This is a genomic window from Agromyces sp. NPDC058136 (assembly GCF_042884375.1).
Taxonomy (GTDB): Bacteria; Actinomycetota; Actinomycetes; order Actinomycetales; family Microbacteriaceae; genus Agromyces.
This window is the reverse complement of the sequence record NZ_JBHVUA010000001.1, coordinates 813,279-835,463: the sequence shown is the minus strand read 5'-3', so window position 1 is coordinate 835,463 and position 22,185 is coordinate 813,279. Positions and strand designations below refer to the sequence as shown.

The following is a 22,185-nucleotide window of genomic DNA, read 5'->3' as shown; positions in this document are numbered from 1 at the left end:
CGAATGATCGTTCTTGACAAGGATACGGGGCGGGCGCATTCTTATAAAGAACGAATGTTCGTTTTATTTCAACTCCGGAGGAGACCATGGCACACACGGATGCCACGCAGACCCATACCCCGATCGCCCGCGTGATCGGCCTCGGCCTCGCACTCGCCGCGGTCGTCTCCGTCATCGTCCTGGCCTTCGCGTGGCCCTCGGTGACGGCCGAGGCGCACGATCTGCCCATCGCGATCACCGGCCCGGCCGAGCTCGTCACGGCCGCGAAGGAGGCGATCGAGACCCAGCAGCCCGGAGCCATCGCCTTCACCGAGGTCGACGACCGGGCGGCCGCCGTCGCCGCGATCGAATCCCGTGAGGTGTACGGAGCGATCGTGCTCGGCGCCGAACCCGAGGTGTTGAGCTCCTCGGCGTCGAGCCTCGTGGTCGCGCAACTGCTCGGCGGCATCGCCACCGGGCTCGAAGAGGGCGTGAACGCCCAGGCCGCCGCCGCTGCGGCCGCTGCGGGCGCCCCGGTCGCGCCGCCCCACATCGACGTCGTCGTCGCCGACGTGGTGCCGCTCGCCGAGAGCGACCCACGCGGCACCGGGCTGACCGCGTCACTCTTCCCGCTCGTGCTCGGCGGCATGATCGGCGGCATCGCGATCTCGATCGCCGTCATCGGCGCTCTGCGCCGGGTGCTCGCGGTCGCCGTCTACTCCGCCGTCGGCGGGCTCGCGCTCACCGGCATCCTGCAGGGGTGGTTCGGCGCGCTCCAGGGCGACTACTGGCTGAACGTCGCCGCCATCTCGCTCGCCCTCGCGGCGATCGCCGCACCCATCACGGGATTCGTGGCCCTCTTCGGCCGGGCGGGCATCGCCGTCGGGCCGGTCGTCATGCTGCTCTTCGCCAACCCGATCTCGGGCGCGGCGCTGCCGAAGGAGTTCCTGCCCGAGCCCTGGGGCGACGTCGGCCAGTGGTTCCCGCCGGGGGCCGCGGCGACGCTCGTGCGCGAACTCTCGTACTTCCCGGCGGCCGACACGACGTTCCCATGGCTCGTGCTCGCCGCGTGGGCGGTCGGCGGGCTCGTGCTCTCGGTGATCGGGCACTTCCGCACCGCGGGCGGGGCCGAGCCCGACGCCGAGGCGGCCGTCGCGGGCTGAGCACGGCGACGACGCAGAGGCCCCGGGCGGGGACCTCGGGCGAGGGGCTCGTCAGCCGGCGAGCTCCTTGCGGCCGTTGATGATGCCGCTCACCGCGGCGACGACGGCGAACACGATCGCCACGACGGGCTGCCCGAGCATCCACCAGCCGATCGCCGCCGCCGAGAAGATCGCGATCTCGACGAGCGCCTTGCCGAACGGGTCGATGCGGAACACGGCCTTCGGCGACATGAACAACGCCCACGCGACGATCGCGACGAGCGGGGCGCCGATGCCGATGAGCACGCCCGGCCACGGCAGCGGGAACGCCATGAAGCCCCAGATGCCGAGCGACACGAAGGCGAACAGCTCCAGGAAGAACCGGAGGATGTCGTTCGGGCCGATCTTCGGCTGGGCCTGCTGCGGGGTCTCGGGTGCGGTGCTCACAACCCTCTAGCGTACCCGCGCCTCAGCGGAAGATGATCGTCCGGGCCCCGTCGAGCAGCACCCGCCGCTCGGCGAACCACTTCACGGCCTGGCTGAGCGTGCGGCTCTCTTCGTCCTGGCCGATCGCGACGAGCTCGGACGGGCTGCGCGAGTGATCGACGCGCACGACGTTCTGCTCGATGATCGGCCCCTCGTCGAGGTCGCTCGTGACGAAGTGCGCCGTCGCGCCGATGAGCTTCACGCCGCGCGCGTGCGCCTGCCGGTACGGGTTCGCACCCTTGAACCCGGGCAGGAACGAGTGGTGGATGTTGATGCAACGCCCCGCGAGCTCGTCGCACAGCTCGGGGGAGAGGATCTGCATGTACCGCGCGAGCACGACGAGTTCGATGTCGTGCTCGTCGACCGCGGCGAGCACCCGCCGCTCGAACGCGGCCTTCTCGTCGGCGTTCGTGACGGCGGCCGCCTCGAACGGCACCCCGTAGAAGTCGACGAGGTCGCGCAGGGTGCCGTGGTTCGAGAGCACGAGCGGGATCTCGACGTGCAACTGCCCGGCCCGCTGACGGAACAGCAGGTCGTTGACGCAGTGCCCCGCGGTGGAGGCGAGCACGAGGGTGCGCAGCGGCCGGCCGACTTCGTCGAGGTGCCACTGCATGCTCCACCGCTCGGTCACCGGCGCGAGCGCGGCCTCGAACTCGCTGCGCGTCGCACGCGACTCGACCTGCAGCCTCATGAAGAAGCGCCCGGTGTCGAGGCTCGCGAACTGCTGGCTCTCGGTGATGTTGCCGCCCGAGGCGACGATGGCGCCCGAGATCGCGTGCACGATGCCGGGGCCGTCGGTGCAGCTCAGGGTCACGACCCAGTGGTACAGGTGCTCGGGGGCGTCGGTGGTCATCCGCCCAGATTACCCGGCGCGAGGATGCCTCAGCCGACGATCCCGTCGAGCCAGTCCCGGACCGGGGCCGAGAGCCGCGGCCCCGTCCGATCGTCGACCACGTACCGGATGCCGAGCGTGTCGCTCATCCGGATGCCCTCCCAGAACGCGATGTGGTTGCCCGTGCGGTCGAGCGGCACGGCGAGGGCGTACCGCTCGGTCGAGACCTCGACCTCGGCACCCGGCCGTCCTGAGAGCTCGAGGAGGAAGATGTTGCCGAAGCCGCGCGTCATGACGAGCGCGGGGGCCTCGAGCGCGAACGCGGTATCGGGGGCGAACGGCGAGGTGTTGCCGGCGACATCGGTCTGGCGGGCACTGAGCGTGTGGGAGCCCGCGGCGAGCCCCGAGTACTCGTGCGACCAGGTGCCGTCGTCGCCCGCCGTGATCTCGGTGAACGTGCCGTCGAGCTCGAGTTCGACCGTCGCGCCCGCCTCGGCCGTGCCCGAGACGATCGGGTCGACGAGGCCGTCGGCGGTGTCGATGAGCGAGACGACCGGGGCGAGCGCCTCGGTGTCGCCCGGCTCGGGGGTCGGCGTCGGCGTCGGCGTGGGCGTGGGCGTGGGGGTGGGCGTCGGCGCCGCAGTCGGCGACGGGGCCGGGCTCGGGGCGACGGGCGCCTTCGACGGGGCCGGCTCTGCGGCGGCGTCATCGGGTTCGACGTCGTCGGCCGCGACGGGCGGCTGCAACGGGGCGTCGGGTGCGACCGGCGGAGGCACGGCTGCGTCGGCCGCCGCCTCGGCCTCGGCCGGTTCGGGCTCGGAGACCTCGCTCACGGGAGCCGCGATCGGCTCCTCTGCGGCGGTGAGGCTCGGCCCCACGACGGCGACTGCGACGACCGCCGCGGCGAGCACGAGCGCGCCCGCGCCGATCGCCACTCCGGTGCCGCCGACGGCGGCGAGGACCCCGCCGCCTGCGGCAGCGCCGCCGGCTCCGGCGCCGCCCGCTGCGCCGCCGGCACCGGCTGCGCCCGCGCCACCGGCACCACCGGCACCACCGGCGCCGCCGGCACCACCGGCACCACTGGCGCTGCCGGCGCCCGCGCCGCTCGCAGCACCGGATGCGCCGGCCGCGCCCGCGGCGATTCCTCCGGCACCCATGGCGTATTCGACGACGGGCGAACCCTGCGACATCCATGCCGAGTACGCGGTCGCCCCGCTGAGGCCCGCTGCGAGCGGAAGCAGCACGAGGGCGAGCTTCGAGCCGACCTCGCGCGCCTCGGCGGCGACGATCGTGCAGCGCGCGCAGTCGTCGAGGTGCGACTCGAGCTTCGCCGTGTCGCGGGGGCGCAGCTTGCCGCGCGTGTAGCTGCCGAGCCGGTCGATCGTCCACCGGCACTCGGGCTCGGTCGAGTTCTTGAGGTGCGCACGGATCCACGCCTGGCGCAGCCCCTCACGGGCGCGGTAGGCGAGCGCCGCCGTGCTGTTCGCGCTCATGCCGACGAGCGGGGCGACCTGCTGGGGGGTCATGCCCTCGACCTCGCAGTACCAGAGCACCTCCTGCCAACGGGTGGGCAGCGAGCGGAACGCCTGCGCCGTCGTCGAACGATCGAGGGCGTCGAGGGTCGCCGCCTCGTTCGTGTCGGGGTCTTCGAAGGACTCGAGCGTCTCGAGGTTCGTCTCGTGACGGGCGCGACCCCAGCTCGCCGCGGTGTTGCGGATCGTCGTGAAGAGGTACGGCCGGAACGCGGCCGTCGGGCCCTTGCCCGCGAGGATCGCGTCGTAGATGCGGGTGAACGACTCGGCGACGAGATCGTCGGCGTCGAGCGAGCTGAACGAGCGCGCGACGGTGCGACCGGATGCCGCGTGGCGCTGCCAGAGCTCGGCGTACGCCGAACGGTCGCCGGAACGGGTGCGCTCGATGAGCGCCGCATCGGCGGTGTGGTCGGTGCGCACGGGGGGCACGCGCGGCTCCTTCGGGTGGGCGATCGGGTTCACCTGAGAGACGCGTCGCAGGGGCGTTCATGACGCGGATCGGCGGGGTGAGAACAATTTCAGCAGATTTCTCTGAGATTCGCGTCATAGATCCGTCACGACGGCGTCTTCTCCTGTGAGGGCATGCAACTCGCCCTCGTCTACCGCCGCCCCGGTGACCCGAACTCCGAGGCGGTAGCCGGATTACCCGCCGGCGGAACGGGAGGCGCCCGGGGGAAAAGGGCGGCCCCGTTCGAATGGCCGGGGCCTCGAGGCGATGGGGAACATGCCTCGAGGCCCCGCCTTCACCCTCTCGGTCGGTGCAGCCGGCGTACTTCACCACACGAGTGAAGCCGGGTCGCGCTCAAGCGGTCAGACCAGCCGGCTGCCGGCCGACCAGACCGCCTGCACGTCGAGCTCCTCGCCGAGCAGCACCGCGTCGGCCGCGAAGCCCGGGTCGAGCCGGCCGAGGTCGTGGGCGCGGCCGATCGCCGCGGCGGGCACGACGGTGAGCGCCGCGACCGCCTGATCGAACGGGATGCCGCTGTCGACGACCGCGCGCCGCAGCGCTTCGTCCTGCGTGAGCGTCGAACCCGCGATCGAGCCGCCCTCGCGAAGGCGTGCCACGCCCTGCTCGACGACGACCTCGAGCGAACCGAGGATGTAGACGCCGTCGGCCGAACCCGTCGCGGCCATCGCGTCGGTGATGAGGGCGACCCGGCCGGGCGCGCCGGCGAAGGCGAGCTTCACGACGTCGGGGTGCACGTGCACCCCGTCGTTGATGATCTCGAGGGTCACGTGATCGGCGTGCATCGCCGCGACCACGGGGCCGGGGGCGCGGTGATGGATGCCCCGCATGCCGTTGAAGGCATGCGTGAGGATCGTCGCCCCGGCGTCGAACGCCGCGAGCGCGGTGTCGAAGTCGGCGCCCGTGTGGCCGACGGCGACCGCGACGCCCGCGTCGACGAAGCGGGCGATGGCCTCGGCCGCACCCTCGTGCTCGGGGGCGATCGTGATCTGGCGCAGCGTGCCGTCGGCCGCGGCGAGCAGCCGATCGACGGCGTCGGCGTCGGCGGTGCGGAGCAGTTCCGGGTCGTGCGCGCCGCGGAACGCGTCGTCGAGGAACGGGCCCTCGAGGTGGGAGCCGAGCACGCGCGGGTCGCGGCGGGTGAATGCGGCGATCACCTCGAGCTGCGACGCGAGGGCCTCGACCGGTGCCGTCACGAGCGAGAGCACCGTGCGGGTCGTGCCGTGCGCATTGTGCACGGCGAGCACCCGCTCGATCGCCGCCTCGCCCTCGTCGGAGGCCGCGCCGCCGGCGCCGTGGCAATGGAGATCGATGAACCCGGGGACGAGGAACCGCCCCGTGGCATCCGTGACGCCCGTCTCGGGCGTGACGAGCGCACGCCAGGCATCGCCGAGGCCGCGCTCGACGACCCGGCCGCCCTCGAAACGCACCCAGGCGTCGGGGATCGTGTCGAATCCGCTGACGAGCCGCGCCGAATGGATGATCACCGGCCCGGGCTGGGTCGAACCGGAAGGAGTCGTGACAGTGGGGGTGCTCACCTAAGCAACGATAACGTCGTAGCCGTGATCGGCGAGCCGTGCGAGCTGCGCCTCGGTCACGCCCGAGTCGGTGATGAGCGTCGAGAACAGGCGGCGCGAACCGATCGCGGCGAACGCCCGCTTGTCGAGCTTCGACGAATCGGCCACGAGCACCGCGTGCGTCGCCCGCGAGGCCATGAGCGCGTTGACCGCCGCCTCGCGCTCGTCGTGCGAGGTCGGGCCGATCGCGGGGTCGATGCCGTTGACCCCGATGAAGGCGTAATCGAGCGTCACGCTGCCGAGTACCGCATCGGTGTACGCGCCGACGAGCTCGTACGAGCGGGCGTGCACGACGCCGCCGGTGACGACCGTCTTGATCTGCGGCCGGATCGCGAGCTGCATGGCGATGTTGATCGCGTTCGTCACGACCGTGAGGCTCGGGTCGTTGGCCGGCTCCATGATGTCGGGGCGCGACATCAGCGCCTCGGCGATCGCCGTCGCCGTCGTGCCGCCGCAGAGGCCGATGACCGCGCCGCGAGGGACCATCGCGCTCGCCGCCTGCGCGATCGCCGCCTTCGACTCGGGGTTCTGCTGGTTCTTGTAGCGGATGGGCAGGTCGTACGCGACCGAGTGCGCCACCGCGCCGCCGCGCGTGCGGGTCAGCAGCTGCTGGCTCGCGAGCGCGTCGAGATCGCGCCGAGCCGTCGCGGGTGAGACGCCGAGCTGCTCGACGATCTGCTCGACCTCGACCTGGCCGCCGTCGGCGAGCAGATCGAGCACGGCGCTCAGGCGCTCTGCGCGGTTCATCCGATCTCGTCCTTCCGGGAGCCCGCCGACACCGGCGATGCGAACAACCTCAGCATGCGGCCCGCTTCGCTGCGCACCGCGTCGCGGCCCGCCGCGAGGTACTTGCGAGAGTCTACGGCCGTCGGATGCTCCGTGAGGAACTCCCGGATCGCGCCGGTGAACGCCGCATTCAGATGGGTCGAGACGTTGATCTTCGTGAGGCCCGCCGCGATGCCCGCCACGATCGTGTCGTCGGGCACTCCGGACGAGCCGTGCAGCACGAGCGGCACGGGCACGGCCGCGTGCAGCCGCGCGATGAGGTCGAGGTCGAGGGCGGCGACGCGCTCGGTCATCGCGTGCGAGGAGCCGACGGCGACCGCGAGGGCGTCGACGCCCGTCTCGGCGACGAACTGCGCCGCTTCGGCCGGGTCGGTGCGGACGCCCGGCGCGTGCGCGCCGTCCTTGCCGCCGATCTCGCCCAGTTCGGCCTCGACGAGCACGCCCGCCTCGGCGGCGCGGGCGACGACGCGCCTGGTCGTCGCGACGTTGTCGGCGAAGTCGAGCTTCGCGCCGTCGTACATGACCGAACCGAAGCCGGCGTCGATCGCGCGGAGCGCGAGCTCGGGGTCCTCGGCGTGGTCGAGGTGGACGGCGACCGCCGCGCTCGAACCCGCGGCGACGGCGAGCATGGCCCGCGCGATCGGTTCGAATGCGCCGTGGAAGTTCACGCAGTTCTCGGAGAGCTGCAGGATGACCGGCAGCCCAGTGTCCTCGGCGGCGCCGACGAGCGCCTCGGCCGTCTCGAGGTGCAGCACGTTGAACGCGCCGACGGCGGTGCCGGCCGCGGCGGCGGCCTCGAGGACGGTGCGGGTGGGGGTGAGCGTCATGCGGTCGTCCTCGGGGTCTCGTTCGCGGGGGCGGTGGTCGGTTCGGGGTCGGATGCGTCGGGGTGACGCGTCACGATCACCTCGGTCTCGAGGCGGGCGTGCTCGGGGGAGAGGGCCCCGGCGAGGGGCATGAGCACGGCCGACGCCGACCAGGCGGTGGCCCGACGGGCGAGCACGGCCCGGGCGGCGACGCCCTCGACGTCGGGGTCGTCGACGAGCGACGGGGTCTCGGCGAGGGCCGCGGCGATCGCGGCGACGGCGGCATCGCCCGCGCCCGTCGCGTTGCCGTGCAGCGGGCGCGGCAGTCGGGCGCGGACGCCCGTCTCGTCGGCGTGCGAGAGCACGAGGAGCCCTTCGGTGCCGAGCGAGACGAGCACGAGTCGCGCGCCCGCCTCGAGGAGCACCCTGGCGCCGGCGACCGGGTCGGCATGGCCGGTGACCTCCGCGAGTTCGTCGCGGTTCGGCTTCAGCACGGTCGCGCCGGCCCGTGCCGAGGCGAGGAGGCCGGGTCCGCTCGTGTCGACGACGACGGGCGTGCCGGCTGCGACGAGTTCGGCGACGAGTCGCGCGAGCTCATCGGGGCCGAACCCGGGCGGCAGGCTGCCGCTCACGACGACGACGTCGGCGCGCCGGCCGAGCCGGGCCGCCTCGGCGAGGAGCGCGCCGGCCTCGTCATCGCGCAGCGGAGCGCCGTGCTCGTTGAGGATGGTGGTGTCGCCGCTCGACTCGTCGACGAGGGCGAGGCTTCGGCGGGTCTCGCCCGCGACCGGCACGAGCCGATGCGGGATGCCGCTCTCGTCGAGGTCGGCGGCGAGCCGCTCGCCGGCCGCGCCGCCCGCGGTCGTGAGCGCGAGCACCTCGTGCCCCTCCGCGACGAGGACCCGTGCGACGTTGAGGCCCTTGCCGCCGGCGCGCGAGACGCCCGTGGGCACCCGGTGGGTCTCGCCGGGGCGGAGCTCGGCGAGATGCCAGGTCAGGTCTTCGGCCGGGTTCGGGGTGACGGTGAGGATCATGACGCCGACCCGTCGGCGGTGCCGCTGCCGGTGCCGCGTCGCGCGTCGGCGAGGTCGCGCGCCGCGAGCGCGGTGCCGAGCAGGCCCGCGTCGTCGCCGAGCTCGGCGCGCAGCAGGACCGGGCGGCGGTGGAAGCTGAGGAGTGCGTCGATGCGTTCGCCGAGCGGCTCGAAGAGCGCCGGGCCCGCCTGCGAGAGGCCGCCGCCGATGACGACCGCCTCGGGGGCGAGCGTCGCGACGAGCCGCACGATGCCCTCGGCCAACGCCTCGATCGCGTCGCCCCAGATAGTGCGGGCGAGCGGGTCGCCGGCCTCGGCCGCGTCGAGCACCTCGCGGGCCCCCGCGACGTCGCGGCCGCTCCGCTCGCGGTAGCGCCGCGCGATCGCGCCCGCCGAGGCGATGGTCTCGAGGCATCCGATCGCACCGCAGGGGCAGCGCTCGCCGTGGGGGTCGGCGAGCGAATGCCCGAACTCGCCCGCGTAGCCGCCCGCCGAATAGGGGCGGCCGCCGATGAGCAGCGAACTCGCGATGCCGGTGCCGATCGCGAGCACCACCGCGTCGTCGTAGGCGCGGGCCGCGCCGAGCCGGTGCTCGGCGTCGCCCGCGGCACGCACGTCGTGGCCGAACGCCACCGGCAGGCCGAGCGATCGTTCTGCGAGCTCGCGGATGGGGGCGTCGCGCCAGCGCAGGTTCGAGGCGAAGATGCCGATGCCCCGCTCGTCGTCGACGAGGCCGGGCACGCTGACGCCCGCCGCCACGGGCACGACGCCCGGCGCGAGCTCTCGGAGCTCGCGCGCGAGCTGCGCGAAGGAGGCGGCCACGGCCTCGGCCGGGGCCGCCTCATCGAGCGCGGTCGGCGTGCGCCGGAGCCCGAGCACGCGGCCCGTGGCATCCACGATGGCCGACTTCGTGTCGGTGCCGCCCACGTCGAACGCGAGCACGGCGGCGCCGGTGCCGAGAAGGGTGGGCGCGACCGTCACCGGATCAGCCCTCGAGGATGACCGAGCGGGTGAGGTTGCGGGGCTGGTCGGGGTCGAGCCCGCGGGCGAGCGCACGGGCGAGCGAGACGCGCTGTGCGCGCACGAGGTCGGCCATGGGGTCGAGGCTGCTCGTCTCGAAGTGCGCGCCCGTCGCGGCGACGTCGCCGGCGAGGCCCTCGGGCGCCGCGCCGAACTGCCACGTCACGCGGCCGGGGGCGGCGATCGAGATCGGGCCGTGACGGTACTCCATCGAGGGGTACGACTCCGTCCACGACTGCGAGGCCTCGCGCATCTTGAGCGCCGCCTCGTGCGCGAGCCCGACCGAGAAGCCCTGCCCGAGGAAGGTGTACTGCTCGGCGTCGACGAGGGCGGGGGCGAGCTCTTCGGCGAGAGCGAGCTCGGCGTCCGCGATCACCGGTGCGAGGTCCTCGCCGAGCGAGGCGCGGAAGAGCGCGAGCGCGGTCGTCGCGAAGCGAGTCTGCACGACCGACTGCTCGTCGGCGAAGGGGAGGGTGATCGCGTCGTCGACGAGGTCGACGAGGGGCGAGCCCGCGTCGCCGATGACGCCGATCGTGCGGACCTTGCCGCGCACGTCGCCCACGAGCTGGAGCACCTCGGTCGTCGTGCCCGACCGGGTGAGCGCGACGATCGCGTCGTAGCCGCGGAGCGGGAACGCCTCGGAGGCGGCGAAGGCGTCGGTCTGTCCGTGGCCGCCCGACTCGCGGAGCCACGCGTACGACTGCGCCATGAACCAGGAGGTGCCGCAGCCGACGACGGCGATGCGCTCGCCGCGGCGGGGGAGTCGGGACTGCTCGTCGCGCAGCTCAGCGGCGCGCGCCCAGGTCTCGGGCTGCGAGGCGAGCTCGGCGGCCATGTGGGCGGCGGGTGCGTTGGCGATGGTCACGGATGCTCCAGTCGAATACTGCGGTCCCCGAGCGCATCGAGGCTGACGGTTCAATGATTGCAGATGACTGCAAGTCGTGTCCACCGATCATTGTTTCGATCGTTTGCGGATGCCTCCGCGCAGGCCTGCGGCGAACGCCCGGGTGTCACGTGGTTGATAACAAATGGCTTTCCCGGCTTGACGGGTGACCGATCAGCGTCATAGATTGCCGATCGTCGAGTGAACGAACATGATCGTTTGTTCGACAAAACGTTCACGAAACTGCAGCATCTGCGTGGTTCGCGCAGCAGTGAACGAACGCATCGGCGCGTGAGACCCCTTCAGGCGTCGTGCAACCACCCACCAGAGTGAGGAAGCATCCATGAAGAAGTCTCTGCGCCTCGGCACCGCGGTCGCGCTCGCCGCCACCGCATCGCTGACGCTCGCCTCCTGCGGCTTCGGCGGCAGCACCGGCGGCGAGGAAGCCGCCGACGGCAAGGTCACCCTCGACCTGCTCGTCCCCAGCTACTCCGACAACACCCAGGGTCTCTGGGAGGACGTCATCGAGGGCTTCGAAGCCGCGAACACCGACATCGACGTCAAGCTCGAGGTCCAGTCGTGGGACAACCTCGAACAGGTCGTCACCACGAAGATCCAGGGCGGCGAAGCCCCCGACATCTACAACGGCGGCGCGTTCGGCGGATTCGCGGCCGACGGCCTGCTCTACCCGGCCGAGGACGTCGTCTCGCCCGAGACCTTCGGCGACTTCCAGGACTCGTTCATCGCGAACGCCGAGATCGACGGCACCGCCTACGCGCTGCCCCTCATCGCCTCGGCCCGCGCGCTGTTCGTCAACAACGCCCTGCTCGAGCAGGCCGGCGCGACCGCCCCCACCAACTGGGACGAGCTGCTCGACGCCGCGACCAAGGTCTCCGCCCTCGGCGGCGGCGTGGCCGGCTACGGCATGCCCCTCGGCTCCGAAGAGGCGCAGGCCGAAGCGGCCGTGTGGCTCTGGGGCGGCGGCGGCACGTTCGGCGACGCGACCGAGATCACGATCGACGACCCCGCCAACCTCCCCGGCGCCGAGCAGATCAAGAAGATGATCGACGCCGGCGCGACGCAGGCCGACCCCGGCTCGACCGACCGTTCGCCGCTCATGGACATCTTCATCCAGGGCAAGATCGGCATGCAGGTCGGCCTCCCGCCGACCGTCGGCCAGATCGAGGAGAACAACCCCGAGCTCGACTACTCGATCGTCCCGATCCCCACGAAGGACGGCTCGGCCTTCACCCTCGGCGTCATGGACCAGCTCATGGCCTTCAACAACGACGAGGGCGCCAAGCAGGAGGCCATCACCAAGTTCTTCGACTACTACTACACGGCCGACGTCTACGTCCCGTGGGTGCAGACCGAGGGCTTCCTCCCCGTCACCAAGTCGGGCGCCGAGGCGCTGAAGAGCGAGGAGTCCCTCGCGCCGTTCCTCGAGGTGCTGCCCGATGCGCAGTTCTACCCGAGCACGAACGAGAAGTGGCAGGCCACCGACGGTGCGCTGAAGTCGCTCTTCGGCCAGATCCAGACGAAGCCGGCGCAGGACGTGCTCACCGAGATCCAGGCGCAGGTCGACGCGAGCTGACGCCCGCCCGCCCCGCATCTCGATTCCATACGGAAGGTTCGGTGATCCCCGCACCATGAGCTCCACGACCGACGCATCACCGAACCCCGCGGGGGCGGCCACCGGCCGCCCCCGCGGCGGGGCGCCCGCGGGTGCCGAGGGCGGCGCAGGCGGTGACCGCACCGGCGGTCGCAACGGCGCCGCCCGCGGCAAGCCCGGCGGCCGCGACCTCCTCGCCGCACTGCCCTGGATCGCCCCCGCGCTCCTCCTCATCATCGGCGTCGTGCTGTTCCCGGCCGGCGTCATGTTCTACAACTCGACCCGCAAGATCTCCCTCTCGGGTCTCGACCAGGGGTCGGTCGGCTTCGACAACTACGTCGAGGTCTTCAACTTCCCGTACTTCTGGCCGATCTTCTTCCGCACGATCGTGTGGGTCGTCGTCGTCGTGGGCCTCACCGTGCTCATCTCGCTCGGCCTCGCGCAGATCCTCAACAAGGCCTTCCCGGGCCGGCGCATCGTGCGACTCGCGGTCATCATCCCGTGGGCGGCGTCGGTCGTCATGACGACGATGGTCGTCTACTACGGGCTCGAGCCGTACTTCGGCATCATCAACAAGTTCCTCGTCGACATCGGGCTCATCGACACCCCCGAGGGCTACGGCTGGACCCGCAACCCCGAGACCGCCTTCGCCTGGGCGATCGTCGTCGCCGTGTTCGTCTCGCTGCCGTTCACGACCTACACGATCCTCGCCGGGCTCGCCACGATCCCGGGCGACACCCTCGAGGCCGCCCGCATGGACGGCGCCGGCCCGTTCCGCACCTACTTCACCGTGGTGCTGCCGCAGCTGCGCGGCGCCCTCAGCGTCGCCGTGCTCATCAACATCATCAACGTGTTCAACTCGCTGCCGATCCTGCGGGTGATGACGGGGTCGATCCCCGGCTACGACGCCGACACGATCATGACGATGATCTTCAAGTACATCCAGAACCAGCACAAGGTCGACGTCGCGTCAGCGCTCTCCGTCGTCGCCTTCCTGATCGTCATCGTGATCGTCGCGGTGTACGTGAAGGTCGTCAAGCCGACGCGGGAGATCTGATGACCGTCACCGAAACCCGTGCCATGCTCGCCGCCGACGGCGACCGCGGAGCATCCGGCCGGAACACCCCGCCTCGCAAACGCCGCTACACCGAAGACCAGGTGCCGCTCGGCAAGGTGCTGCTGCGCTGCCTCGCCGGCCTCGTCGTGCTCGTCGTCTTCACGCTGCCGTACCTCATCATGCTCTTCGGCTCGGTGAAGACGAAGGCCCAGATCCGCTCGGTCGACCCGACGTACTTCCCGACCGAATGGCACTGGGAGAACTACGTCGACATGTGGTCGACGCCCGAGACGCCGCTGCCGCAGAACATGATCTCGACGATCGTGATCGCGGTGTTCGCGACGCTGCTCGTGCTCGCGGTCGCGCTGCCGGCCGCCTACTACACGGCGCGGTTCAAGTTCCCGTTCCGCATGGTGTTCCTGTTCCTCGTGATCGTCACGCAGATGCTGCAGCCCGCGGTGCTCACCTCGGGCCTGTTCCGGCAGTTCGCCTTCCTCGGCATGATCGACACGTGGGCGTCGATGATCTTCATCAACGCCGCGTTCAACCTCTCCTTCGCCGTGTGGATCATGCACTCCTTCTTCGCCGGCATCCCGAAGGAGGTCGACGAGGCCGCGCAGATCGACGGCGCAGGGCGCCTCACGGTGCTGTTCAAGATCAACCTGCCGCTCGTCTGGCCCGGCATCGTGACCGCGATCGTGTTCACCTTCGTCGCCTGCTGGAACGAGTTCGCCGCCTCCCTCGTGATCCTCTCGACGGCGGGCAACCAGCCCATGTCGGTCGCCCTCACGAAGTTCGTCGGACAGTACGAGACGAGCTGGCACTTCGTGTTCGGCGTCTCGATCGTCGCGATCATCCCCGTCGTCGTGCTGTTCATGCTCATCGAGAAGCGCCTCGTCGGCGGGCTCACGGCGGGCAGCGTCAAGTAGGGCACGAGCGCGGATGCCACGGGGCCGGCCCCGTGGCATCCGCCCGGCCTTCACCCTCTCAGGAGGACGGAAGCTGCTCAGGATGCATCACGCCGGATCGTCCTGAGCAGCTTCCGGTCTCCTGAATCCGCCCGGACGCAACGGACGCGAGCGGACGAGACCGGGCTGCGGGCCCCGCGCTACTCCCAGTCGACCCCGCCGACCTTGCGGTAGGCCACTCCGAGTGCGTCGAGGTGCGCGCCGAGCGTCGGCAGCCGCGAGCGGAAATCGTCCTCGTCGCGGGCATCTGCGGGCGACCAGGCGACCTCGGCGGTCGCGGCGATGCGCGGGAAGACCATGAACTCGAAGTCGGGCACCGTCTCGATCGTCTCGCTCCAGAGCGACGCCGTCACCCCGAGGATCTGCTCGTCGGCGAGCTCGAGCCCGCCGATCGTCTTCTCGGGCTGCCACGCGTACGCCTGCTCGAGCGTGATCGTGGCGGCCCACCGCGTGCCGAGCTCGCCGCCGAGCGGGCCCTGCGGCCGGTCGGGATACATCATGTCGAGGTACGTCACGTCGGCGGGGGCGAGGATCAGCCGGCCGCCCTGCTCGAGGAAGGAGCGCGCCTGCCCGGCCGACTCGGGGTACGGGCGCACGGGTTCGTCGCGCCGGTTCGCCGGGATCTCGTGCGAGGCCGTCAGGTCCCAGTAGTGCCCGATCGTGCCCGGCGGCAGCTCGCTCGACGCGCCCATCTCGTGGTACGCGACGACCGTCTTGCCGGTCGCGGCGCCGGCCGCCGTGATGCGGCCGACGAGGTCGAGGAAGTCGTCGTGCGGGGTCGCGAGCGGCTCGTCGCCGCCGACGTGGATCCATGGGCCCGGGGTGAGCTCGGCGACCTCGCCGAGCACATCGGCGAGGAACCGGTCGGTCGCCTCCGCCCGCTCGGGGGCGGCGCACAACGACGAGAAGCCGACGTCGGTGCCGGTGTACGGTTCGCGCGCCACCCCGTCGCAGTTGAGCTCGGCGTAGGCGCTGAGCGCCGCGTTCGTGTGGCCGGGCAGATCGATCTCGGGCACGACCGTGATGAACCGCTCGGCGGCGTAGTCGACGATGCGCCGGTAGTCGTCCTTCGTGTAGAAGCCGCCGCCGTCGCCCCCGACCGAGGTCGACGCGCCGATGCCGGTGAGCTCGGGCCAGGAGTCGATCTGCAACCGCCAGCCCTGGTCGTCGGTGAGGTGCAGGTGCAGCACGTTGAGCTTCAGCAGGGCGATGCGGTCGATGTGGTCGAGCAGGTCGTCGACCTGCATGAAGTTGCGGGCGACGTCGACGAGCGAGGCGCGGTACTCGAAGCGCGGCGCGTCGCTGATCGAGACGGCCGGCACGGTCCAGCCGCCGGCCGGGGCCGCGGCATCCGTCCGTTCGATCTCGGCGGGCAGCAGCTGGCGCAGCGACTGCGTGCCGCGGAAGAGTCCGGCGGCAGCCGCCGCAGTGATCCGCACGCCGTCGCGCCCGCTCTCGAGGGCGTAGGCCTCGTCGCCACCCGCCACCGCCTTGTCGAGGGCGAGCACGATGTCGTCGCCATCGGCCCCCGAGGCGTCGGATGCCTCGTAGCCGAGCTGCGCGATGGGCAGCTCCCATCCCGTCGCCGCCCGCGCGGCCTCGGCGAACGGGCGGGCGGCGCGTTCGGCCTCCTCGCCGTCGACGACGAACCGGGTGCGCTCCGTGAGCGTGAACTCGCCGGCGTCGGTGGGTTCGAAGCTCACCGGGGCGGGCACGATGCCGGGCACGGGGTCTCCGTTCTCCTGCGAGGGGGTGCAGGCGGTCAGCGCCCCGAGCGCGGCGGCGAGCGACAGGGCGATCAGGGCGGTGGGGCGGGAGTGGCGTCGTTGCATGCGTCCTCGCGAAAAGAAGGATTCTTGACGAAATGGCTTCGCCGCTCATCCTGCCACCTCGGCACGGCGTACGACAGTCCCACGAGGGCGCCGGATCCGCCCCGAGTCGCCCGGCGTCACGGATCGCGGCGGCGCGAGGCATCCATTGCTATGCTTGCCTGCGTCGCGACTGGCGTTGAGATGGATTCCCATCGGGGAGCGACTGCTACGGACCGACCGCACGCCTGGGCCGGTACGACTGCTTCCGCGCGAGTCGCGGAGGCAGCAACCCCACTAGGTCCGTATGTCATGAAGGAGCCAGTCTTGGCCGAATCCATCTTCAACGCGCCCCTCTCCGAGGTCGACCCCGAGATCGCCGAAGTTCTCGAACTCGAACTCGGGCGGCAGCGCGACTACCTCGAGATGATCGCGAGCGAGAACTTCGTTCCGGTCTCCGTGCTCCAGTCGCAGGGCTCGGTGCTCACGAACAAGTACGCCGAGGGCTACCCCGGCCGTCGCTACTACGGCGGCTGCGAGTTCGTCGACGTCGCCGAGTCGCTCGCCATCGAGCGCGCGAAGAGCCTCTTCGGCGCCGAGTACGCCAACGTGCAGCCCCACTCGGGCGCCACGGCGAACGCCGCCGTGCTGAGCGCGATCGCGACCCCCGGCGACACCATCCTCGGCCTCGAGCTCGCCCACGGCGGCCACCTCACCCACGGCATGAAGCTCAACTTCTCGGGCAAGCTCTACAACGCCGTCTCGTACGGCGTCGACCCCGAGACGTTCCTCGTCGACATGAACGTCGTGCGCGACAAGGCCCTCGAGCACCGCCCGCAGGTCATCATCGCCGGCTGGTCGGCCTACCCGCGTCACCTCGACTTCGCCGCGTTCCGCGCGATCGCCGACGAGGTCGGCGCGAAGCTCTGGGTCGACATGGCCCACTTCGCCGGCCTGGTCGCCGCGGGTCTCCACCCGAGCCCCGTGCCCCACGCCGACGTCGTCTCCTCGACGGTGCACAAGACGATCGGCGGCCCCCGCTCGGGCTTCATCGTCTCGCGCGACATGGAGCTCGCGAAGAAGCTCAACTCGAACGTCTTCCCCGGCCAGCAGGGCGGCCCGCTCATGCACGTGATCGCCGCGAAGGCGACCGCGTTCAAGGTCGCCGCGTCGGCCGAGTTCCGCGACCGCCAGGAGCGCACCATCCGCGGTGCGCAGATCCTCGCCTCGCGCCTCACCGCCGACGACTCGCGCGCCGCCGGCGTCGACGTGCTCACGGGCGGCACCGACGTGCACCTCGTGCTCGCCGACCTCCGCCACTCGAAGATCGACGGCCAGCAGGCCGAAGACCTCCTGCACGAGGCGCTCATCACCGTCAACCGCAACGCGGTGCCGTTCGACCCGCGCCCGCCGATGGTCACCTCGGGCCTGCGCATCGGCACGCCGGCGCTCGCCACCCGCGGCTTCGGCGACGCCGAGTTCACGGAGGTCGCCGACATCATCGCCCTCACCCTGCAGGGCGAGGCGGATGTCACGGCGCTCCGCGCCCGCGTCGAGGCCCTCACGGCGGCGTTCCCGCTGTACCCCGGCCTGCAGCAGTAGGTCGCAGCCGGGCGGGGCGACCCCGCCCCGCCCGGCCGACCCCGTCGCATCCGACCGTCACCCCAGGGAGCACCCACCCATGACCGCCATCACGCTCGACGGAGTCGCCACGGCATCCGCCGTGAAGCAGGAACTCGCCGCCCGCATCGCCCGGCTGAAGTCGAACGGCGTCACGCCGGGCCTCGGCACGCTGCTCGTCGGCGGCGACCCCGCCTCGCGCTCGTACGTCGCCGGCAAGCACCGCGACTGCGCCGAGGTCGGCATCGAGTCGATCCGCGTCGACCTGCCGGTCACCGCGACCGAGGCCGACGTGCGAGCGGCCATCCGCGACCTCAACCAGGCGCCCGAGGTGACCGGCTACATCGTACAGCTGCCGCTGCCCGCCGGGCACGACGAGAACGCCATGCTCGAGCTGATCGACCCCGACAAGGACGCCGACGGCCTGCACCCCACGAACCTCGGCCGCCTCGTGCTCGGCATCGAGGGCGAGCTCGCCTCGCCGCTGCCGTGCACGCCCGCCGGCATCGTCGAGATGCTGCAGCGTTACGAGGTGCCGATCCGCGGGCGCCACGTCACCGTCATCGGCCGCGGTCTCACCGTCGGGCGCCCGCTGGGCCTCCTCTTCACCCGCAAGGGCCTCGACGCGACCGTCACCCTCACGCACTCGCGCACGCAGGACCTCGCCGCCGAGGTGCGCCGCGCCGACATCGTCGTGGCCGCCGTCGGCGTGCCGCACCTCGTGAAGCCCGACTGGATCAAGCCCGGCGCCGCCGTGCTCGACGTCGGCATCACCCGCGTGCAGGACGAGGAGACCGGCAAGGGCCGGCTCACGGGCGACGTCGACCCCGCGGTCGCTGCGGTCGCCGGCCACCTCTCGCCGAACCCCGGCGGCGTGGGCCCGATGACCCGAGCCATGCTCCTCGCGAACGTCGTGAAGGCGGCGGAGCTGCGGCTCGGGGCGTAGCCCCGCCCTCGCACCGCCTCAGCACCGCGCACCGCCCGTTCACCGGGCCGCCACTCGGGCGCCACCGCCCCGACACCCGGGCTCCGTAGCCTGCCCGCATGGCCGAGCCGCACTTCGAACCGCACGCCGCAGCCGTGGCGATCATCCCGGCGCGCGGCGGCTCGAAGGGGCTGCCGGGCAAGAACCTGATGCGCATCGGCGGCATCTCGCTCGTCGGGCGGGCGGTCGCCGCGGCGCGCGCAGCGCGCACGGTCGGCGTCGTCATCGTCTCGACCGACGACGAGGAGATCGCGCGGGTCGCCCGCGCGGCGGGCGCGGAGGTCGTCGACCGGCCCGCCGAGCTCTCGGGCGATGCCGCGTCATCCGAGTCGGCCCTGCTGCACGCGCTCGACGAACGGTTCCAGGCCGCGGGGGATGCCCCGCCGGTGACCCTGTTCGTCCAGGCGACGTCGCCCTTCATCGACCCGTCCGACCTCGATGCAGCCGTGACGAGGGTCGCGACCCACGAGGCCGACAGCGTGTTCGCCGCGGTCGAGAGCCACGCGTTCCTCTGGCGTGCCGCGGGCGACGGCGCCGTGTTCGGCGCCAACCACGACGCGAGCGTGCGCCGACGCCGACAGGATCGCGAACCCGAGTTCCGTGAGACCGGCGCGTTCACCGCGATGCGCACGGCCGGGTTCCGGGCGGCGCGGCACCGCTACTTCGGGCGCATCGCCCCGCAGCTCGTGCCGGCGCTGCACGGCATCGACATCGACACGGCCGCCGACCTCGTGATCGCGAAGGCGCTCGTCGAACTCATCGACCGGCCCGCCGCGGCCATCGACGTCGACGCGGTCGTCACCGACTTCGACGGCGTGCACACCGACGACACCGCATGGATCGACACCGACGGACGCGAGCTCGTGCGCGTGAGCCGCAGCGACGGCCAGGGCGTCGCCCGCCTGCGCACCGCAGGGGTGCCCGTGCTCATCCTCTCGGCCGAGGAGAACCCCGTCGTCGCCGCGCGTGCGGCGAAACTGCGGGTCGAGGTGCTCCACGGCGTGCGCGACAAGGGGCCGGTGCTCGCCGAGTGGGCGGCGGCACGTGGCATCCCGCTCGAACGCATCGCCTACCTCGGCAACGACGTCGGCGACCTGCCCGCGCTCGCCCTCGTCGGCTGGCCGATCGCGGTCGCCGACGCCGTGCCCGAGGTGCGCGACGCCGCCCGGGTCGTGCTCGACGCCCGCGGCGGCGCCGGGGCGGTGCGCGAGCTCGCCGAACTCGTTCTGGCGGCGCGCCCTGCCGCGCCGGCCCCGACCCCGACCGCACGACCCGCACACGAGGGAGCACTCGCATGACCAGCATCCGCATCGGCCGATCCGTCATCGGACCGGGCCACCCCGTCTACGTCATCGGCGAGATCGGCCTCAACCACAACGGCGACGTCGAGGTCGCGAAGCGCCTCATCGACGTCGCCGTCGAGGCGGGCGCCCAGGCGGTCAAGTTCCAGAAGCGCACCCCCGAGATCGCGACGCCCGAGCACATGCGGGATGTCCCTCGCGAGACGCCGTGGGGCACGATGAGCTACCTCGACTACCGGTACCGGGTCGAGTTCGGCGAGGCCGAGTACCTCGAGATCGCGTCGTATGCGATGCGTTCGGGGCTCGACTGGTTCGCCTCGCCGTGGGATGTCCCCTCGGTCGAGTTCCTCGAACGGCTCGACGTCGTCGCGCACAAGATCGCCTCGGCGTCGGTCACCGACCTCGCGCTGCTCGAGGCGGTCGCCGCGACGGGCAAGCCGGTGCTGCTCTCGACCGGGATGTCGACGCTCGACGAGATCGACCGCGCCGTCGAGGTGCTCGGCACCGAGCGGCTCGTCATGCTGCACGCGACCTCCAGCTACCCCATGCCGCCCGAGGAGGCGAACCTCCGCACCATCGAGACGCTCCGCGGGCGCTACCCGGGTGTGCCGATCGGCTACTCGGGGCACGAGCGCGGGCTGCAGATCTCGCTCGCCGCGGTCGCGCTCGGCGCGGTCGCCGTCGAACGGCACATCACCCTCGACCGGGCGATGTGGGGCTCCGACCAGGCTGCATCGCTCGAACCGACCGGGTTCGAGCACCTCGTGCGCGACATCCGCGTCATCGGCGAGGCGATGGGCGACGGCGTGAAGCGCGTGTTCCCCGGCGAGGAGGCGCCGCGCGCCAAGCTCCGCCGGGTGCCCGCCCTGTGACGGGTTCTCCGGGCTCGGGTGCCCGGGCCGGGGCCGGCGCCGGGGCTCGACGGCGGCGGCTCGTCGTCGTCGCCGATTCCGACTCCTACGTGAAGTGGGGCGCCGCGTTCGCCTCCCGCATGCCCGACGGCTGGGATGCGGAGCTCGTGCTCGTGACCACACCGGTGCTGCCGAGCGAGCGTCAGCTCGCGGCGGCGCTCGACGGTTCGGTGTTCGCGCCCGCTGACGTGCGCACCCTCGCACTCGACTCGCTCGCGGGCCGGCTCGCCGCCCGCCGACCCGACGCCGTGCTCCTCGCGCTCCGCGGACCGCTCGTGCGGGTCGTCGCGCCCGTCGTCGGCGCACTGGCCGACCGCCCCGTGATCGTCAGCGGGTTCCCGGGGCTCACCATCCCCGCCGAACCGAAGGCGATCGTCTACCGCGAACAGGTCGACCTCATCGTGCTCCACTCGCGCCGCGAGGTGCGCGAGTTCGAGGCGAACGCGGTCGCGCTCGGGGTGCCGATGCGGTTCGGGCTCGCGACGCTGCCGTTCCTGTCGCGCGAACGCGCGCGGGTCGCGGTCGGTGCGCGCTCCATGGGCGGGGCGGATGCCACGGCGCCGGCCCTGCACGACGGAGCGGGGTTCGCCGGGGTCGATGAGCCCGGCCGTGAGGTCGCCGCGGGCGACCTCGTGTTCGCCGCCCAGGCGAAGGTGCCCGCCGATCGCGACGACCGGGTACGGATGCTCGGCTGGCTCGTCGAAGCGGCCCGCCGTCGCCCGTCGCGCCGGGTCGTGGTCAAGGTGCGCGCTCGCCGGGGCGAGGCGCAGACCCACGCCGAGGCGCACGACTACGCCGACCTCCTCGCCGACCCCGAGGTGCGCGCCCGCTTCGGCGGGTCGCTGCCGCCGAACCTCCTCGTGCTCGACGGCCCGATGGCGGCGCATCTCGAGGACGCGTCGATGCTCGTGACCGTGAGCTCGACGGCCGTGCTCGAAGCGGTCGCCCTCGGGCTGCCCGCGGTCGTCGTCGACGAGTTCGGGGTGTCGCCGAAGCTGATCAACACCGTCTTCGACGGTAGCGGGATGCTCGCCGGAGCCGACGCGGTCACTGGCTGGGCGCCGCGTCACGCCGAGCCGGGATGGCTCGACGACAACTACTTCCACGGCGAGGACGCCGACGACTGGGCCGAGGGGCTCGACGGGCTGCTGCGCCTCCGCGAGGCCGGGCCGCTGCCCTTCGCACGGCGGAGGTACAACCTGACGGGCGGCGCGCTGCGGCGCGCGTTCGAACGCAAGCGGATGCTCGGACACCACGACCGCTCGCTCGCGGGCGCGGTGTCGATGGCGGTCGCGATCCCGTCGAGGTGGGTCGTGCGCCGGGTGCGGGCCGTGCAGCGGCGTCTTTCGGCAGTCGAGGAGCGCCCGACGTAGTCGGACGC

19 protein-coding genes are annotated in these 22,185 nt (G+C 72.2%); 9 read left to right on the top strand and 10 right to left on the bottom strand.

The window, feature by feature from the left end; all coding sequences use genetic code 11:
- The first annotated feature begins 86 nt into the window (after nt 1–86).
- Nucleotides 87–1,142, top strand: coding sequence for a hypothetical protein (locus ACFVTX_RS03940; protein ID WP_386898215.1), 1,056 nt, complete (start codon nt 87–89; stop codon nt 1,140–1,142).
- A gap of 51 nt (nt 1,143–1,193) precedes the next feature.
- Here the strand turns inward: ACFVTX_RS03940 and ACFVTX_RS03935 are convergent, their stop codons facing one another.
- The 9 genes from ACFVTX_RS03935 to ACFVTX_RS03895 all read right to left on the bottom strand — a co-directional run bounded on the left by ACFVTX_RS03935 (nt 1,194) and on the right by ACFVTX_RS03895 (nt 10,494).
- A complete protein-coding gene (locus tag ACFVTX_RS03935) occupies nt 1,194–1,568 on the bottom strand; it encodes a YrdB family protein (RefSeq protein ID WP_386898213.1) in 375 nt (124 codons plus the stop codon).
- Between the two features lie 22 nt (nt 1,569–1,590).
- A complete protein-coding gene (gene purU, locus ACFVTX_RS03930) occupies nt 1,591–2,460 on the bottom strand; it encodes a formyltetrahydrofolate deformylase (protein ID WP_386898211.1) in 870 nt (289 codons plus the stop codon).
- Nucleotides 2,461–2,489: 29 nt separating this feature from the next.
- Nucleotides 2,490–4,400, bottom strand: coding sequence for a sigma-70 family RNA polymerase sigma factor (locus ACFVTX_RS03925; protein ID WP_386898209.1), 1,911 nt, complete (start codon nt 4,398–4,400; stop codon nt 2,490–2,492).
- 381 nt (nt 4,401–4,781) lie between these two features.
- On the bottom strand, nt 4,782–5,975 hold the full coding sequence (gene nagA, locus ACFVTX_RS03920; RefSeq protein ID WP_386898207.1) for an N-acetylglucosamine-6-phosphate deacetylase: 1,194 nt from the start codon (nt 5,973–5,975) through the stop codon (nt 4,782–4,784).
- On the bottom strand, nt 5,976–6,761 hold the full coding sequence (locus ACFVTX_RS03915; RefSeq protein WP_386898205.1) for a DeoR/GlpR family DNA-binding transcription regulator: 786 nt from the start codon (nt 6,759–6,761) through the stop codon (nt 5,976–5,978).
- Nucleotides 6,758–7,627, bottom strand: coding sequence for a ketose-bisphosphate aldolase (locus tag ACFVTX_RS03910; RefSeq protein WP_386898203.1), 870 nt, complete (start codon nt 7,625–7,627; stop codon nt 6,758–6,760). Before ACFVTX_RS03910 ends, ACFVTX_RS03915 begins: the two co-directional genes overlap by 4 nt.
- Nucleotides 7,624–8,640, bottom strand: coding sequence for a 1-phosphofructokinase family hexose kinase (locus ACFVTX_RS03905; RefSeq protein ID WP_386898202.1), 1,017 nt, complete (start codon nt 8,638–8,640; stop codon nt 7,624–7,626). The genes ACFVTX_RS03910 and ACFVTX_RS03905 overlap by 4 nt, the downstream gene beginning before the upstream one ends.
- The gene (locus tag ACFVTX_RS03900; protein ID WP_386898201.1) at nt 8,637–9,620 is read right to left on the bottom strand and encodes an ROK family protein; all 984 of its coding nucleotides are present in this window, start codon (nt 9,618–9,620) and stop codon (nt 8,637–8,639) included. The genes ACFVTX_RS03905 and ACFVTX_RS03900 overlap by 4 nt, the downstream gene beginning before the upstream one ends.
- A gap of 4 nt (nt 9,621–9,624) precedes the next feature.
- Nucleotides 9,625–10,494 (bottom strand): SIS domain-containing protein, encoded by an 870-nt coding sequence (locus ACFVTX_RS03895; RefSeq protein ID WP_386898732.1) that lies wholly within the window; start codon nt 10,492–10,494, stop codon nt 9,625–9,627.
- A 391-nt stretch (nt 10,495–10,885) separates the two neighbouring features.
- Between ACFVTX_RS03895 and ACFVTX_RS03890 the strand changes: the two genes are divergently transcribed.
- The 3 genes from ACFVTX_RS03890 to ACFVTX_RS03880 are packed head-to-tail and all read left to right on the top strand — an operon-like array spanning nt 10,886 to nt 14,140.
- Complete coding sequence (locus tag ACFVTX_RS03890; RefSeq protein ID WP_386898199.1) at nt 10,886–12,136, top strand: extracellular solute-binding protein; 1,251 nt, start codon at nt 10,886–10,888, stop codon at nt 12,134–12,136.
- A gap of 55 nt (nt 12,137–12,191) precedes the next feature.
- On the top strand, nt 12,192–13,211 hold the full coding sequence (locus tag ACFVTX_RS03885) for a carbohydrate ABC transporter permease (protein WP_386898197.1): 1,020 nt from the start codon (nt 12,192–12,194) through the stop codon (nt 13,209–13,211).
- Nucleotides 13,211–14,140, top strand: a complete 930-nt coding sequence (locus tag ACFVTX_RS03880) for a carbohydrate ABC transporter permease (protein ID WP_386898196.1) — start codon at nt 13,211–13,213, stop codon at nt 14,138–14,140. Before ACFVTX_RS03885 ends, ACFVTX_RS03880 begins: the two co-directional genes overlap by 1 nt.
- 179 nt (nt 14,141–14,319) lie before the next feature.
- Here the strand turns inward: ACFVTX_RS03880 and ACFVTX_RS03875 are convergent, their stop codons facing one another.
- Entirely contained in the window at nt 14,320–16,011 is a 1,692-nt protein-coding gene (locus ACFVTX_RS03875) for a beta-N-acetylhexosaminidase (RefSeq protein ID WP_386898194.1), read from the bottom strand.
- A 303-nt stretch (nt 16,012–16,314) separates the two neighbouring features.
- On the opposite strand from ACFVTX_RS03875, the gene glyA reads away from it, so the two are divergent.
- The 5 genes from glyA to ACFVTX_RS03850 all read left to right on the top strand — a co-directional run bounded on the left by glyA (nt 16,315) and on the right by ACFVTX_RS03850 (nt 22,177).
- On the top strand, nt 16,315–17,589 hold the full coding sequence (glyA, locus tag ACFVTX_RS03870) for a serine hydroxymethyltransferase (RefSeq protein WP_386898192.1): 1,275 nt from the start codon (nt 16,315–16,317) through the stop codon (nt 17,587–17,589).
- Nucleotides 17,590–17,668: 79 nt separating this feature from the next.
- Nucleotides 17,669–18,553, top strand: coding sequence for a bifunctional methylenetetrahydrofolate dehydrogenase/methenyltetrahydrofolate cyclohydrolase (locus ACFVTX_RS03865; RefSeq protein ID WP_386898190.1), 885 nt, complete (start codon nt 17,669–17,671; stop codon nt 18,551–18,553).
- Nucleotides 18,554–18,651: 98 nt separating this feature from the next.
- Nucleotides 18,652–19,890 (top strand): cytidylyltransferase domain-containing protein, encoded by a 1,239-nt coding sequence (locus ACFVTX_RS03860; protein WP_386898188.1) that lies wholly within the window; start codon nt 18,652–18,654, stop codon nt 19,888–19,890.
- Nucleotides 19,887–20,765, top strand: coding sequence for an N-acetylneuraminate synthase family protein (locus ACFVTX_RS03855; protein ID WP_386898186.1), 879 nt, complete (start codon nt 19,887–19,889; stop codon nt 20,763–20,765). Before ACFVTX_RS03860 ends, ACFVTX_RS03855 begins: the two co-directional genes overlap by 4 nt.
- A complete protein-coding gene (locus ACFVTX_RS03850; protein WP_386898184.1) occupies nt 20,762–22,177 on the top strand; it encodes a DUF6716 putative glycosyltransferase in 1,416 nt (471 codons plus the stop codon). The genes ACFVTX_RS03855 and ACFVTX_RS03850 overlap by 4 nt, the downstream gene beginning before the upstream one ends.
- The last annotated feature ends 8 nt before the right edge of the window (nt 22,178–22,185 follow it).

What these genes read in the sequence shown, in the direction of transcription:
- ACFVTX_RS03940 (WP_386898215.1), top strand. Translation starts at nt 87, where the DNA reads ATGGCACACACGGATGCCACGCAGACCCATACCCCGATCGCCCGCGTG.
- purU (WP_386898211.1), bottom strand. Translation starts at nt 2,460, where the DNA reads ATGACCACCGACGCCCCCGAGCACCTGTACCACTGGGTCGTGACCCTG.
- ACFVTX_RS03915 (WP_386898205.1), bottom strand. Translation starts at nt 6,761, where the DNA reads ATGAACCGCGCAGAGCGCCTGAGCGCCGTGCTCGATCTGCTCGCCGAC.
- ACFVTX_RS03910 (WP_386898203.1), bottom strand. Translation starts at nt 7,627, where the DNA reads ATGACGCTCACCCCCACCCGCACCGTCCTCGAGGCCGCCGCCGCGGCC.
- ACFVTX_RS03905 (WP_386898202.1), bottom strand. Translation starts at nt 8,640, where the DNA reads ATGATCCTCACCGTCACCCCGAACCCGGCCGAAGACCTGACCTGGCAT.
- ACFVTX_RS03895 (WP_386898732.1), bottom strand. Translation starts at nt 10,494, where the DNA reads ATGGCCGCCGAGCTCGCCTCGCAGCCCGAGACCTGGGCGCGCGCCGCT.
- ACFVTX_RS03890 (WP_386898199.1), top strand. Translation starts at nt 10,886, where the DNA reads ATGAAGAAGTCTCTGCGCCTCGGCACCGCGGTCGCGCTCGCCGCCACC.
- ACFVTX_RS03885 (WP_386898197.1), top strand. Translation starts at nt 12,192, where the DNA reads ATGAGCTCCACGACCGACGCATCACCGAACCCCGCGGGGGCGGCCACC.
- ACFVTX_RS03880 (WP_386898196.1), top strand. Translation starts at nt 13,211, where the DNA reads ATGACCGTCACCGAAACCCGTGCCATGCTCGCCGCCGACGGCGACCGC.
- ACFVTX_RS03875 (WP_386898194.1), bottom strand. Translation starts at nt 16,011, where the DNA reads ATGCAACGACGCCACTCCCGCCCCACCGCCCTGATCGCCCTGTCGCTC.
- ACFVTX_RS03865 (WP_386898190.1), top strand. Translation starts at nt 17,669, where the DNA reads ATGACCGCCATCACGCTCGACGGAGTCGCCACGGCATCCGCCGTGAAG.
- ACFVTX_RS03860 (WP_386898188.1), top strand. Translation starts at nt 18,652, where the DNA reads ATGGCCGAGCCGCACTTCGAACCGCACGCCGCAGCCGTGGCGATCATC.
- ACFVTX_RS03855 (WP_386898186.1), top strand. Translation starts at nt 19,887, where the DNA reads ATGACCAGCATCCGCATCGGCCGATCCGTCATCGGACCGGGCCACCCC.